Genomic DNA, 12,652 nt, shown 5'->3' on the forward strand with positions numbered 1-12,652 from the left:
CAGATTGTAGCCCTGCCAGGGCGAAGGCGACGGGCGAGCGCCGCTTAGTCGGCCCCGCCTTCCGGGCTGGCGCGAAGATAGCGCGCCGTGCGGCTTGCCGGTCCGAGGCTTGCCGCCTCGCCGCGCGTGACGAGATCGCAAAGATGCGCGAGCGTCGACTGCGCTGCGGCCTCACGCAGGTTTTCGGCGATGCCTTGATAGACCCGCTCGACGATCGAATCGATGGTCAAAGGCTCCTCGCCGAGGGCTGCAAGGATGGTTTTCTCGCGCTGGCGGCGATGTTGGAGGAGCGCACGGACAAGCCGTTTCGGTTCCGTGACGGGGCCGCCATGACCGGGCCAGTAGATGTCGTGGTCGCGATCGAGCAGGCGTCTCAGGGAGGCCATGTAGTCGCCCATATTGCCATCCGGCGGGATCACCACCGAGGTCGACCAACCCATGACGTGGTCGCCAGAGAAGAGGGCCCTCTCTTCCTCGAGCTCATAGCAGAGGTGGTTGGCGGCGTGGCCGGGGGTCGCGAGAGCTGTCAGCGTATAATCGGGCCCTTCGATCTTTTCACCGTCCTCAAGCACGCGGTCCGGCTTGTAGGCGAAAACGCTGTCATGCGTGCTGCGGCAGCCGGCAACCAACGCCCCCGTCGCTTCGGCGAGGGGGCCGATCGCCGGGTAGTGGTCGCGGTGCGTGTGCGTCAGCAGGATATGACGCAGCTTTTTGCCCGAAACGGCTGCCAGCAGCGCCTCGATATGGGCGGCATCGGCGGGACCCGGGTCGATCACCGCAACCTCACCGGTGCCGATGATGTAGGTGCAGGTGCCGCGAAAGGTGAAGGCGCTCGGGTTGGGCGCGAGCACCCGGCGCACGCGCGCCGACAGGCGGACGCATTCGCCGGGAGCGCCCTCCAGCGTGAGGTTGAATGGAAGCTCGCTCATCGTCGCCCGGCTCCTTCTTGTTTCGCGTCTTCAGCCGGCCTTGCTGCCGCGCAGTTCGCTCAAAGTGCGCGCGGGGGTGATGGCTTCCGGATCGATGAAGCAATGCAGGATCGCCGGCTTGCCGGAGGCGAGCGCCCGCTCAAACGCCGGCGCGAATTCCTCCGTCGTCGCCACCGTCTCGCCATGGCCACCGAAGGCGCGGGCATAGGCGGCAAAATCGGGATTGGAGAGCCGCGTCCCAGAGATGCGGTCGGGATAGCGCGATTCCTGATGCATCCGGATCGTCCCATACATGCTGTTGTCGACGACGATCACGATGATCGGAATGTCGTGCTGCACGGCGGTCGAGAATTCCTGGCCGTTCATCAGGAAGCATCCGTCGCCCGCGAACGCGACGACGATGCGCTCCGGATAAAGGCGTTTGGCAAGAACCGCGGCCGGCACGCCATAGCCCATGGAGCCAGAAACCGGCGCAAGCTGCGTCGCAAAGCGGCGGAAACGGTAATAGCGGTGGATCCAGCCCGCGTAATTGCCGGCGCCGTTGCAGATGATCGTCTCGGGGGGCACGCGGTCGCGCAGCCAGGTCATCGCCTCGGCATACTGGAAGCGGCCCGGCACAGGGAGCGGCTTGCCCGACCAGTCGAGGAAGTCTTGATGGGCGGCGCCAGCCTCCTGCGCGGGGGCGCCGACATCGAGTTCGGCCCGCACGAGTGCCTTTGCGAAGGCCTGCGGCGTCGCCTGGATGGCAAGGGTCGGCTGGTAGACCCGACCTAGCTCCTCGGCCCCCGGATGCACGTGCACGAATTTCTGGGCCGGCACGGGCACGTCCACAAGCGTGTAGGATGACGACGGCATTTCGGAGAAACGCCCACCGACGAGGAGAATGAGGTCGGCCTGGCGCACGCGTTCCGCCAGCTTGGGATTGGGCCCGATACCGAGATCGCCGGCGTAGTTGGGGTGATCTGAGGGAAAGAGATGGGCGCGGCGGAAAGAGGTGGCGACGGGAAGGCCGGTGCGCTCCGCAAAAGCCGCGAAATCCGCAACGGCCGTCTCGCTCCAGCGCGAGCCGCCGAGAATGGCCATCGGGCGCCGGGCGCTGCGGAGAAGATGGCCGAGCTCCTCGAGATCCTCGGCCCCTGGCCAGATCTCGGCCGCTTCGACGCGCGGCGCATCCTCGACGACCGCCTCGTCGACAAGCATGTCCTCGGGCAGAACCACGACGACCGGGCCGGGACGGCCTTGCATGGCCGTGCGAAAGGCGCGGGCGACGAGCTCCGGCAGGCGCTCCGCATCGTTCACCTCGACGACCCATTTGGCGAGGCCGCCGTAAAACGCCTTGTAATCCACCTCCTGGAAGGCACCGCGCTCCCGCATGCCACGCTCCACCTGCCCGATGAACAGGATCATCGGCGTGGAATCATGTTCGGCAATGTGAATGCCATGGCTCGCATTGGTGGCGCCCGGCCCGCGAGTGACGAAACAGACGCCGGGGCGGCCGGTCAATTTGCCGTAAGCTTCGGCCATCATCGCTGCGCCGCCCTCATTGCGGCACACGAGCACATCGATGGCGCGGTCATGCATCGCATCAAGGGCTGCGAGATAACTCTCCCCCGGCACGCAGGTGAGACAGCTGACGCCCTGCGCAACCAGCTGATCGATCAGGATCTCGCCGCCAGTGCGGGATTTCGATCCGGTCTCAGTCACTCGCTTTTCCATTCACCCCTCGTCTGTCTCGCACTTGCAATCGATGCCCTCATGCGCGCAAGAAGAGGTTGGCGCAAGCCGGCCGAAGCTTTCTGCAGCCCTCAGTATGCGGTAAGCGGATGATCCGGGTCCACCTTCCGCCCATGTGAATGGCGGTTCTACGCACGGCGAAAATCTATGGTTCAGCTGACTCTTCCGAAAAACTCGACAGTTCACCGCGGCAAGGTCTGGCCGAAGCCCGCGGGCAGCAAACACAAGGAATTCCAGATCTATCGCTGGGATCCCGAAGACGGCCGCAACCCGCGTCTCGATACCTATTATGTCGATACCGACGATTGCGGACCGATGGTTCTCGATGCCCTGTTGTGGATCAAGAACAAGGTCGACGCGACTTTGACGCTGCGCCGCTCCTGCCGGGAAGGCATTTGCGGCTCTTGTGCCATGAACATCGACGGCTCGAATACGCTCGCCTGCACGACGGGCTGGGGCGATATCAGCGGCGTCGTGAAGATCTACCCGCTGCCGCATATGCCGGTGGTGAAGGATCTGGTGCCGGATCTGACGCATTTCTACGCGCAGCATGCGCTGATCGAGCCGTGGCTGCAGACGGTGTCGCCGACGCCGGAAAAGGAGCACCTGCAGAGCCACGAAGACCGTGAAAAGCTCGACGGGCTCTACGAGTGCATTCTCTGCGCCTGCTGCACGACCTCATGCCCGAGCTATTGGTGGAACGGCGATCGCTATCTCGGCCCGGCGGCACTGCTGCAGGCCTATCGCTGGATCGTCGATTCGCGTGACGAGCGCACGGGTGAGCGTCTCGATCAGCTGGAAGATCCGTTCCGGCTTTACCGCTGCCACACGATCCTGAATTGCGTGCAGGTCTGCCCGAAGGGGCTGAACCCGGCAAAGGCGATCGGCGAAATCAAGAAGATGATGGTCGAGCGGCGCGTCTAGGCGACGCCGGCCTCCCGCCAAAGACAGGCATCGCGGTTTTTCAGGCGGCGGTGCCTGAGGCAAAAAAAAGCCCCGCAGCGTGAAGCTGCGGGGCTTTTTCGTGTTGTCTTGCGGCGATCTAGATGATCGGCGATCCCTGCGGGAAGAGCCAGGTGCCGCCGTCGGCCCACTGGCGCTCCGGCAGGCGGGCGCGGAACCACTTCACCATCGCGTAGTAGAAGCTCTCCTCGCTGCGCGCGGGCGTGCGTGCTGCAACCGGAGCCTGGGCCGGTGCCTGCATCGGCCGCTGCTGCCGCACCTGGATCGGTCGGCCGGCCTGGCGCGGCACGCTCGGCACCGTGCGATAGACGCGGGCACCGTTCTGCGCGGTTGCCTGGGCCGTGTGCGCCGCGGGCTTCTGCTCTACCGGACGGACGCTCGGGAAGAGCCAGGACGAACCATTCACGCGCGTCTGTGCGACGCCGTTGGTCCGGGCCGTTGCCGTCGCGCGGCTTGCTGCCTGCTGCGGCTGTGCCTGGCGGGTCGCACGGATCGGTGCGCCGGCGTTCGAGCGGTAGAGATACCCCGCGGTCGCGACACCGTTCGTGGCGCGAGCCGGTGCGGTCTGGCGACCATTGGACTGCTGCTGGGCCGGCCTTTGCGCCGTCTCAGCCTGTGCACGCTGATGTGTCCCCGGGAAGAGCCAGCTGCCGCCGGTCTGGGCCGCGCGGGCTGGTGCCCTCTCGCGACTTGGTTGCGCGGCCGTGCGGAAGAGCCAGCTCGTCTGGCCTGCACGGGCGGTTTCCGCCGCTTTTTCGGGTTGCGATTGGGCAGGCTTGCCGTTGGTCTGAGCCTGGGCGCGCTGATGCGTGCCAGGGAACAACCAGCTTCCGCCGGTCACAGCCGGCTGGGCCTGCTGTTTGGCGGCCTTTTGTGCGCCGTTCTGTTTCTGTGAGCCGTTCTGAACCGCAGCATTGCGATAAAGCCAGCTTCTCTGCGGCGTGCCATTGGCGGCTTGCGCTTGCGGCTCGGCTTTGACAGCCTGGCCGCGCCCGTTCGGGAAGAGCCAGCTGCGCTGAACCACCTGCGGGGCCGGTTTTGCAGCCTCGGCTTTGCCGTTCGTGCGCGTTGCGCCATTCTGGGGCGCGGCGTTGCGGTAGAGCCAGCTCGCCTGCGGAGCGCCGGTCTGGCGTGCGGGTTCGGCTTTCTGGCTCGATGCCTGCGGTTGAGGCGCAGAATTGCGGTAAAGCCAGCTCACCGGTGCCTGGGGCTTCTGCGGCTCGGGCTTTGCATCTTCCTTCGCCTTGGAGCCGCCAGTGAACCAGCTGCTGATGGTTTCGAAGGGCGACCCGAGCGACGATGCTTCGGCCTTGCCCTTTTCCTTGGCTTCGGCGGCGAGACGGTAAACCCAGCTCATCACTTCGGCCGGGGTCGACTGTTCGGGCTCTTCGCTCTCCTGCGGCGCAGGCTTGCGATAGAACCAGCCCTGAGGCGCCGACACTGCGGTGTCCTTGAGCGCCGCCTTGCCGTTTGCATGGCCGTTCGCCTTGCCATTCACCTGTGCGGCAGGCTTACGGAAAAGCCAGCTCGACGGGGTCTCGGCGGGCGCAGCCTGCGGAGCGGGGGTCACCGTGCCGTTGGTCTGCGGCGCGGCGGACTTGCGGTAAAGCCAGCTCGGAGAGGTTTGTTCTCGAGCCGGTGGTGCGGCTTTCGCCGCGGCGGCGGGACTCTGGGCAGGCGCGCTCCGCGCCTGTGGGAAGAGCCAACTGCCACCGTTGTTTGGCGCTCGGGCCGGCTGGCCGCGCGCGCCATTCACCGGTTGGGTGGCGGGCATCATGTTCCTCGTGTTGATGGGCTGAGAGGCTGAGCGGTTCGCGGACGGGCTGAAGGGGGGATTGCCCCCGTAGGCCGACCTTGGGGTGGGCGCCTGCGATTGACGGGCCGGGCGCGCGGCCGAAACTTGCTTGTCATGTGAAGACGCAGCGGAAGCCGGGCGCGCCATGCGCGGCCGAAGCCAGCTTGCCTGCTGTTCGTCGCCGCGGCGATCGCCGCGCGAGATGTCGGGGGTTTGGATGTCGCGTGTCGTGCGCGCCGACCCTACCGGATGAGGGGTTGCGGGATGAGGGGTTGCCGGACGAGATGCGACAGCGCCGCCGTCAGGGCGGGCGGCCCGCCCGTCCTCCCGATTGAGACGGCTCGTCAGGTTCCGACGGAAGAGATCTGCGATCTCCCGCATCGGCTCCTGCAGCCGTTTGGCGACCATGTCCTCCATCGAGAGGCCCTGCCTTATCGCGATCGTCATCATGTCGAAGAAACGCAACAGGAGTGCAGCCGAACGAAATTCGGCCGAATTCGGCCAAGTTCGTCGATTGCAAGAGGGATTCTACAACGATTCACGCCTTTTCTCCAGGAGGGGCTCTGATCGAAACCGTCGCGGAGGCGAATCGAGTCGGCGCCAGGGAAGCTGCACGCCGCCGGAACCGCCGATGAGCGCGCTTTCGCTCCGTCCTGTCCGCGCGCTTGTGCCGCTGCGCAGCCGTACCCGGCGCTCAGCGGTCCATGCACAAGGACAAACGGTGCTGGCATTCAAGTTTCCCCTTCGAAAGCACGCCTGGAATGTGGCTTTTCAATCCACTGACACCGGCGAGTCTAACCTGTCAAGAATCCTCCAGACAGGTTTCGTACTCTACTGACTCTGGATCATGTCAGCGAATATTTCTTAATGAATAATTAACGCTAGTAATGGTCGAAGTATTAACCAAACTGAACCGCCTGGGGTAGAGTCATCATAGGTCCGCCAACAGAGGAGTCGGTTCTGCCGCGAACAAGTTGTGGCGGGTCGCTTGAGCACGGATCAGGCGAAAAGCCGTTGCGCCATACCTGCTATCGACGCTGCCAATTTCGCCAGGTCTGCACCTCCTCAGGACGTGGCCACACCAACTTTTCAGCGCGAAAGCCTGCAAAACCGCGCGAATTGATTCGCTTTCCGCACCAAAACGGGGATGAGCTCGCTCCGGAGGCGTGCCCCCAGAGAGGCGATTGCGAGGTCCGTTCGCAGCCGACGCCATCTCTGCGGAGGCCTTCCTCGCGCAGACATAGCTTACGAAGGAAAGCGCCGGCCATGATCGACCATCTCGGCATCACCGCGAGGGATTTCGCAGCCTCTCGCCTTTTCTATGAAAGAGCTTTGGCGCCGCTGGGCATGGAGGTGATCATGACGGTCGGCAAGGAAGAAACGGGCGGCTATGAAGGCGCAGGCTTCGGCGCCCGCGGGAAGCCCTGTTTCTGGGTCCAATCCGTGCCGGACGGGCAGATCTCAGGCGTTCATGTGGCCTTTGCCGCGCCCGATAGAGCGGCGGTGGACGCTTTTTACGAGGCCGCTCTCACAGCTGGCGGACGGGACAATGGTGCACCCGGCCTGCGGCCACACTACCATCCGAATTACTACGGCGCCTTTGTCCTCGATCCTGACGGCAACAATATCGAAGCCGTCTGTCACCGGCCCGCATGAGCGGAAGAACGGCGTGCCCATAGGCAGCCGTATCGCAGGTGGTTTCGGTCTCGCGTCCGATCCTCAGCCCAGAACCGGATCGCCGCCACCGGCCGGCTTGAAGACGAGGGCGACACCGTTGATGCAGTGACGCTTGCCGGTCGGCTTGGGTCCATCGTTGAAGATGTGACCGAGATGCCCGCCGCAATTGGCGCAATGCACTTCCGTGCGCGGATAGATGAGCTTGAAGTCGCGTGAGGTCGCGACGGCGGTGGGCGCTATCGCCTCATAGAAGCTCGGCCAGCCGGTGCCGGAATCGAACTTGGCTTTCGAGCTGTAGACGGCGTTGTCGCAGCCGGCGCAGTGGAAGACACCCTGGCGATGTTCGTCATTGAGGGGTGATGTGTAGGCGCGCTCGGTCCCTTCGTCGCGGAGCACCGAAAACTGCCGGTCGGTCAGCTTCTTTTTCCATTCGTCACGGCTCAGCGTCACCGGAAAGTCGCCGGCGGCTTCAGCATCCGCCTGGCGCGGCGAGAAAACTCCGAGCCCTGTCAGCGCGGCCACCGCCGCGCTTCCGGCAAACAGACTGCGTCGTGAGAGCATGAGGCTCCTCCTTGAATGGACCCGATCTAAAATGGGTGCCTTACAGGAGGAGGGAAAGGGGCTTCACCGGCTCGTGAGGAGCGGTGATGCCGGGGTCAGCTTCCGACGCGCTTTGGCTGCCCGGTGGCAAAATCGGTGGTGATGAGCGGAAGGCCCGCCTGCTTCCAGGCAGCAAGGCCGCCTTCAAGATGAGCCGCCTTTTTGAAGCCCGCCTCGATCGCCTTGCGGCTGGCAAATTCAGAACGCTTGCCCGAACCGCAATGGAAAACGACGTTCTTGCCGGCCTGTGTCGGCAGGCTCGTGACATCCAGCTCCGACATCGGCGCCAGCAATGCGCCAGGAATGCGCTCGAAGGCAAATTCCGCCGGTGTGCGCACATCGATCAGAACGATCTCGTGCGCATCGAGCGCCTTGCGCACTTCCTGCGGCGTCATGATCTCGAAGGGGACGCCGTTGATATCTTCGGTCTTGCTCATGTGTTGTCTTCCTTCGCAGTGAAGGGGAGGTCGGGGTCCTTGGCCAGGCTCTCGACGCAATAGGTCTGCAGCTGTTCGGTCAGCTTGGCTGCGCTCCCCTGCAGTGCCGTATGCGGGATGAGCGGCCCGAAGTTGATCTTGAAGGTCTTGCCGCGCTTGTTGAGCAGCTCGTGGAACACGGTCATGTCCCTGAGCTCCGTGAGCCCCTGGTTGCCGAAGAGATAGAAGAGCCAGGAATTGCGCGCGGTGACGCGGCAGGGGAGGACCGGGACCTTGTGCTTCTGGGCCAGCGACACGGCCGAAACCTGCCACGGCCGTTCGTTCAGACGGCCGCCCTGCCAATAGGCGATGCGGCCCGCAGGAAAGACCACGATGGCACGCTCTTCGGCGAAAGCCTTGGAGGAGAGCCGCAGCGTCTCGCGCGTTTTCGTCAGGCTGCGATGCTCTTCGCGCCATTCGACCGGAATGAGATGTTCCACCAGACGTTCGTTCACGCGCACGGCGTCACGGTTGGTGAAGATGGAGATGTCGCCGCGCACCTGGCGCACGGCATCATAGACAGCGACCCCGTCGGCGATGCCTGTCGGGTGGTTTGCCGCAATAATAAAGCCGCCCTCACGCGGAATGCGCGAGATCCCGGAGATCTCCAGGTTGAGGGACAGAAGCTCGCTGATGTAGCGCATCCCCGCCGTGCCGGGCAGCGGCCCCAGCGTATCGGCCATCTCGACCGCTTCGCTATAATGGAGGATTTTATAAAGGAGTGGCCGGTAAAGCGGCCAGAGAGGATTGGCGACCAGTCCAATGCCGCGTTCGGCGATGAGCTGATCGACGATATGGCCACGCCTTTGACGGACCGCCGTTCTCAGCGCCCGCTGGCGCGCCCTCTGCATCCAGCCTAGTTCAGCCATCGCCATCTGCGCCGCCCTTCGTGACAAACCGCCTAGGACGTGCCAGAAGTCGGGTCAAGTCGAGTCTCAGGCTCTCCTGCCAAAAGGCTCGCCAGGTGTTGCACCATCACACGAGAGTCTCGTCATGTCGCATTCCTGGCGCGCGATCGCCGCAACCGCCGCGCTTGCAGCCTCCCTCGCCGCCTGTCAGTCCGCCTATTTCGGCGGCCAAAGCAGCAATCGCTATTCTCCGCCTCCTCCGCCGCGGCCGTTGACGGCAGCGCCGGTCGGAACCGTTTCCCAGAGCGAGCTTCCGCCCCCGGGCGGGGCAAGCGCCTCCAACGATCCGATGATGGGTGAACCGCCGGATCTGCGGCCGGGCTCCGACGGCAGCGTGCAGACGGCGACGGCCACGCCTCCGTCTTCGGGCGGCGCCGCTATCGGCCGCACCGATCTTCTCGGCGGCTGGACGGTGTCCTCCGGCGGTGACAGCTGCCAGCTCTTCATGTCCTTGACGAGCTGGTCGGGCGGCTATCGCGCCTCGACGCGTGGGTGCACCTCGCCGGCGCTTCAGAACGTCTCCGCCTGGAACCTTTCGGGCAATCAGGTCACGCTGCTTGACCAGGGCAGCAGCACGGTCGCTCGCCTCTATTCGACCTCCAAGACTCAGTTCAATGGTCAAACAGAGGCAGGTGCCGCAATTTCAGTCGCCCGTTAGCCTGCTTATTGTGCATGTGCTGTTGCACAAATGCGGCAGCACTCATCAATTGGTTTGGTAGCGATTTCAATAGATTGTCGCCCTTTCTTGGCTTTGTCACACTTCGATGACGCCGAGTTCTTCGCGTCGGTCTTGCCGGGGTCAAGCTTCCGGCAAGCTCGTCACGTGAAGCTCGGTCGAACGCAAGGAGTGGATGATGAGAAAGCCATTTGCAGTCGGGGCGCGCATCGTTCGCCCCGCCGTTCTGGCCGCAGCGGCCGCCGCGCTCTCAACCAGCGCCATGGCGACAAGCCCGATGCTGTCCGTGCCGAAATGCGCCGAGCATGACGACATGGTGCGGATCCTCGCGAAAGAATACAAAGAGACCCCAAAGGCCCTCGGTCTCGTGGGCGGCCAGCGCGTCATGCAGGTCTTCGTCTCCAAGCAGGGGACGTGGACGATCGTGGTGACCCGCACCTCCGGCGACACCTGCATCGTGGCGGCCGGCCAGAATTGGGAAGAAGTCCCGATGGAAGTCGGCCAGCTCGATCCGCGCGCCTAAGCCACCCGTCTCGAACGCCCTCCCGACACGGCGATCGTGTCGGCGAATCTCTGCCCGACGAATTCACACTTGCACCCGGGCGCCGGCCATAGCACATCGCGGGCGATGAAAAATCCGGTTTCCCGCACCTATGATCGCCTGGCGGCGGAAGGTGGCATCACCCCCGATCCCGTCCAGAAGGAGCTCGCTTCCCGGCTCGATGCGCTTCTTGGTGCGCTTGCAGACGAGCGCACCAAATCGAAAAAGAGCCCGCTCGGATGGCTGTTTTCCAAGGGGCGCCGACCCGAGCCTGTTCCCGGCCTCTACATTTGGGGCCCGGTGGGGCGCGGTAAGACGATGCTCATGGACATCTTCTTCCAGGCCGCCCCCAACACCCGCAAGCGCCGGGCGCATTTCCATGATTTCATGGAAGACGTGCACGAGCGGATCGCCCGCTTCCGCCAGCGCCTCAAGGCCGGCGAGGTGGACGGCGACGATCCGATCAAGCCGGTGGCGCGCGATATCGCGGCCGAGACCCGGCTCCTTTGCTTCGACGAATTCGCCGTCAACGACATCGCCGATGCCATGATCCTCGGCCGGCTTTTCGAGAAGCTTTTCGCGGAAGGGGTGACGCTCGTCGCCACTTCCAACGTGCCGCCCGACCGTCTCTATGAGAACGGCCTCAACCGGCCGCTTTTCGTGCCGTTCATCGACCTCATCAATAAGTCTAATGCCGTCTTCCATCTCGATGCGCCGCACGATTACCGCCTCGACAAGCACGGCGAGGAGCCCCTCTATGTGACACCGCTCGGAGAGGCGGCCGAGAATATCCTCGACGCGCATTTCGAGCGCCTTTCGGGCGAAGCCCGCGGGGCGCCTCAGCAGCTCAGCCTGCGCGGCCGTCATCTCGACGTGCCGGAAGCGGCCGGCGGCGTCGCCCGCTTCAGCTTTCACGAGCTTTGTGAAAAGCCTCTCGGCAGTGCCGATTATCTGAAGCTCGCCAAGACCTTCCACACGATCATCGTGTCCGGCATCCCGGTCATGAGCCCGCAGACCCGCAACGAGGCGAAGCGCTTCATCAATCTCATCGACACGCTCTACGATCAGAAGATCCGCCTCATCGCGTCGGCAGAGGCAGAGCCGGATGCCTTGTGGCAGGGCACGAGCGGCGCGGAAGCCTTCGAGTTTCAGCGCACGGCCTCGCGCCTCACAGAGATGCGTTCGGACGCCTGGCCGGGCGAGGCATCCGAGCGCCAATGAGCGAGGCCGGGCTCTCACAGGCCCGGATCGGTGCGCATTTCCGCGCCCGCTGCAGAGCTGGCCAGCGCTTGCCACCGTGCGACATTCGCGCTACTCCGCGCACTCTCTTTTGAGAGTTCTTCGCTCTCGTTATCTACGTCTAGGGAAGGTTCTTCATGGCTCGCAGCAAGATTGCGCTCATCGGTGCTGGACAGATCGGCGGCACGCTCGCCCATCTCGCCGGACTGAAGGAGCTCGGCGACATCGTCCTCTTCGATATCCAGGAAGGTATTCCGGACGGCAAGGCGCTCGATATTGCCGAATCCTCTCCCGTCGACGGTTTTGATGCCCGTCTCGTCGGCACCCAGTCTTACGAGGCAATCGAAGGCGCCGACGTCGTCATCGTGACGGCTGGCGTGCCGCGTAAACCGGGCATGAGCCGCGATGATCTTCTCGAGATCAACCTGAAGGTGATGGAGCAGGTCGGTGCGGGCCTCAAGAAATACGCTCCCGATGCCTTCGTGATCTGCATCACCAATCCGCTCGACGCCATGGTGTGGGCGCTGCAGAAATTCTCCGGCCTCCCCGGCAACAAGATCGTCGGCATGGCGGGTGTGCTCGATTCCGCCCGTTTCCGCTATTTCCTGGCGGAAGAGTTCAATGTCTCCGTCGAAGACGTGACGGCTTTCGTGCTCGGTGGCCACGGCGATTCCATGGTGCCGCTGGTACGCTATTCGACGGTTGCCGGCATTCCTCTGCCGGACCTCGTCAAGATGGGCTGGACCACGCAGGAGCGCCTCGACAAGATCGTGCAGCGCACCCGTGACGGTGGTGCCGAGATCGTGTCGCTGTTGAAGACCGGCTCGGCCTTCTATGCGCCGGCGGCTTCCGCCATTGCCATGGCCGAGAGCTATCTGAAGGACAAGAAGCGCGTTCTCCCCTGCGCTGCGCAGCTTTCCGGCGAATACGGTCTCGACCAGATGTATGTCGGCGTGCCGACGGTGATCGGTGCCGGCGGTGTGGAGCGTGTCGTCGATATTTCGCTCGACCGCAGCGAGCGCGCGGAATTCGAGAAGTCGGTTTCCTCCGTGCAGGGGCTCATCGAGGCCTGCCGCAAGATCCAGCCGGCGCTCAACAGCTAAACGGCGGGGGG

General features: G+C 64.1%; 12 protein-coding genes. 6 read left to right on the plus strand and 6 right to left on the minus strand.

What is annotated here, in order from left to right; all coding sequences use genetic code 11:
• Nucleotides 1–44: 44 nt before the first annotated feature.
• Nucleotides 45–929 carry an MBL fold metallo-hydrolase gene (locus L0F51_RS15570; protein ID WP_234630072.1) on the minus strand — a complete coding sequence of 295 codons (885 nt, stop codon included), beginning with the start codon at nt 927–929 and terminating at the stop codon, nt 45–47.
• Between the two features lie 30 nt (nt 930–959).
• A complete protein-coding gene (locus tag L0F51_RS15575; RefSeq protein ID WP_234630073.1) occupies nt 960–2,633 on the minus strand; it encodes a thiamine pyrophosphate-binding protein in 1,674 nt (557 codons plus the stop codon).
• A 177-nt stretch (nt 2,634–2,810) separates the two neighbouring features.
• Between L0F51_RS15575 and L0F51_RS15580 the strand changes: the two genes are divergently transcribed.
• Complete coding sequence (locus L0F51_RS15580) at nt 2,811–3,587, plus strand: succinate dehydrogenase iron-sulfur subunit (RefSeq protein ID WP_234630074.1); 777 nt, start codon at nt 2,811–2,813, stop codon at nt 3,585–3,587.
• A 118-nt stretch (nt 3,588–3,705) separates the two neighbouring features.
• Here the strand turns inward: L0F51_RS15580 and L0F51_RS15585 are convergent, their stop codons facing one another.
• Entirely contained in the window at nt 3,706–5,568 is a 1,863-nt protein-coding gene (locus tag L0F51_RS15585; protein WP_234630075.1) for a hypothetical protein, read from the minus strand.
• Nucleotides 5,569–6,687: 1,119 nt separating this feature from the next.
• Between L0F51_RS15585 and L0F51_RS15590 the strand changes: the two genes are divergently transcribed.
• On the plus strand, nt 6,688–7,077 hold the full coding sequence (locus L0F51_RS15590; RefSeq protein ID WP_234630076.1) for a VOC family protein: 390 nt from the start codon (nt 6,688–6,690) through the stop codon (nt 7,075–7,077).
• 63 nt (nt 7,078–7,140) lie between these two features.
• Here L0F51_RS15590 and msrB read toward each other — a convergent pair whose 3' ends face one another.
• From msrB to L0F51_RS15605, 3 genes are all read right to left on the minus strand, one after another.
• Nucleotides 7,141–7,659 carry a peptide-methionine (R)-S-oxide reductase MsrB gene (gene msrB, locus L0F51_RS15595; protein WP_234630077.1) on the minus strand — a complete coding sequence of 173 codons (519 nt, stop codon included), beginning with the start codon at nt 7,657–7,659 and terminating at the stop codon, nt 7,141–7,143.
• Between the two features lie 95 nt (nt 7,660–7,754).
• Entirely contained in the window at nt 7,755–8,135 is a 381-nt protein-coding gene (locus L0F51_RS15600) for a rhodanese-like domain-containing protein (protein WP_234630078.1), read from the minus strand.
• Entirely contained in the window at nt 8,132–9,070 is a 939-nt protein-coding gene (locus L0F51_RS15605) for a 1-acyl-sn-glycerol-3-phosphate acyltransferase (protein WP_370642428.1), read from the minus strand. The genes L0F51_RS15600 and L0F51_RS15605 overlap by 4 nt, the downstream gene beginning before the upstream one ends.
• Before the next feature lie 97 nt (nt 9,071–9,167).
• Here L0F51_RS15605 and L0F51_RS15610 point away from each other — a divergent pair, with 97 nt between their 5' ends.
• The 4 genes from L0F51_RS15610 (at nt 9,168) to mdh (ending at nt 12,641) form a co-directional block, all read left to right on the plus strand.
• Nucleotides 9,168–9,740 (plus strand): AprI/Inh family metalloprotease inhibitor, encoded by a 573-nt coding sequence (locus tag L0F51_RS15610; protein WP_234630080.1) that lies wholly within the window; start codon nt 9,168–9,170, stop codon nt 9,738–9,740.
• Nucleotides 9,741–9,933: 193 nt separating this feature from the next.
• Complete coding sequence (locus tag L0F51_RS15615; protein ID WP_234630081.1) at nt 9,934–10,281, plus strand: hypothetical protein; 348 nt, start codon at nt 9,934–9,936, stop codon at nt 10,279–10,281.
• 105 nt (nt 10,282–10,386) lie between these two features.
• Entirely contained in the window at nt 10,387–11,520 is a 1,134-nt protein-coding gene (zapE, locus tag L0F51_RS15620; RefSeq protein WP_234630082.1) for a cell division protein ZapE, read from the plus strand.
• Between the two features lie 155 nt (nt 11,521–11,675).
• On the plus strand, nt 11,676–12,641 hold the full coding sequence (gene mdh, locus L0F51_RS15625) for a malate dehydrogenase (protein ID WP_234630083.1): 966 nt from the start codon (nt 11,676–11,678) through the stop codon (nt 12,639–12,641).
• Nucleotides 12,642–12,652 lie beyond the last annotated feature (11 nt).

The sequence above is a fragment of the Afifella sp. H1R genome (assembly GCF_021462425.1).
Lineage (GTDB): Bacteria > Pseudomonadota > Alphaproteobacteria > Rhizobiales > Afifellaceae > Afifella > Afifella aestuarii.

What these genes read in the sequence shown, in the direction of transcription:
- L0F51_RS15570 (WP_234630072.1), bottom strand. Translation starts at nt 929, where the DNA reads ATGAGCGAGCTTCCATTCAACCTCACGCTGGAGGGCGCTCCCGGCGAA.
- L0F51_RS15580 (WP_234630074.1), top strand. Translation starts at nt 2,811, where the DNA reads ATGGTTCAGCTGACTCTTCCGAAAAACTCGACAGTTCACCGCGGCAAG.
- L0F51_RS15585 (WP_234630075.1), bottom strand. Translation starts at nt 5,568, where the DNA reads ATGGCGCGCCCGGCTTCCGCTGCGTCTTCACATGACAAGCAAGTTTCG.
- L0F51_RS15590 (WP_234630076.1), top strand. Translation starts at nt 6,688, where the DNA reads ATGATCGACCATCTCGGCATCACCGCGAGGGATTTCGCAGCCTCTCGC.
- msrB (WP_234630077.1), bottom strand. Translation starts at nt 7,659, where the DNA reads ATGCTCTCACGACGCAGTCTGTTTGCCGGAAGCGCGGCGGTGGCCGCG.
- L0F51_RS15600 (WP_234630078.1), bottom strand. Translation starts at nt 8,135, where the DNA reads ATGAGCAAGACCGAAGATATCAACGGCGTCCCCTTCGAGATCATGACG.
- L0F51_RS15610 (WP_234630080.1), top strand. Translation starts at nt 9,168, where the DNA reads ATGTCGCATTCCTGGCGCGCGATCGCCGCAACCGCCGCGCTTGCAGCC.
- L0F51_RS15615 (WP_234630081.1), top strand. Translation starts at nt 9,934, where the DNA reads ATGATGAGAAAGCCATTTGCAGTCGGGGCGCGCATCGTTCGCCCCGCC.
- zapE (WP_234630082.1), top strand. Translation starts at nt 10,387, where the DNA reads ATGAAAAATCCGGTTTCCCGCACCTATGATCGCCTGGCGGCGGAAGGT.
- mdh (WP_234630083.1), top strand. Translation starts at nt 11,676, where the DNA reads ATGGCTCGCAGCAAGATTGCGCTCATCGGTGCTGGACAGATCGGCGGC.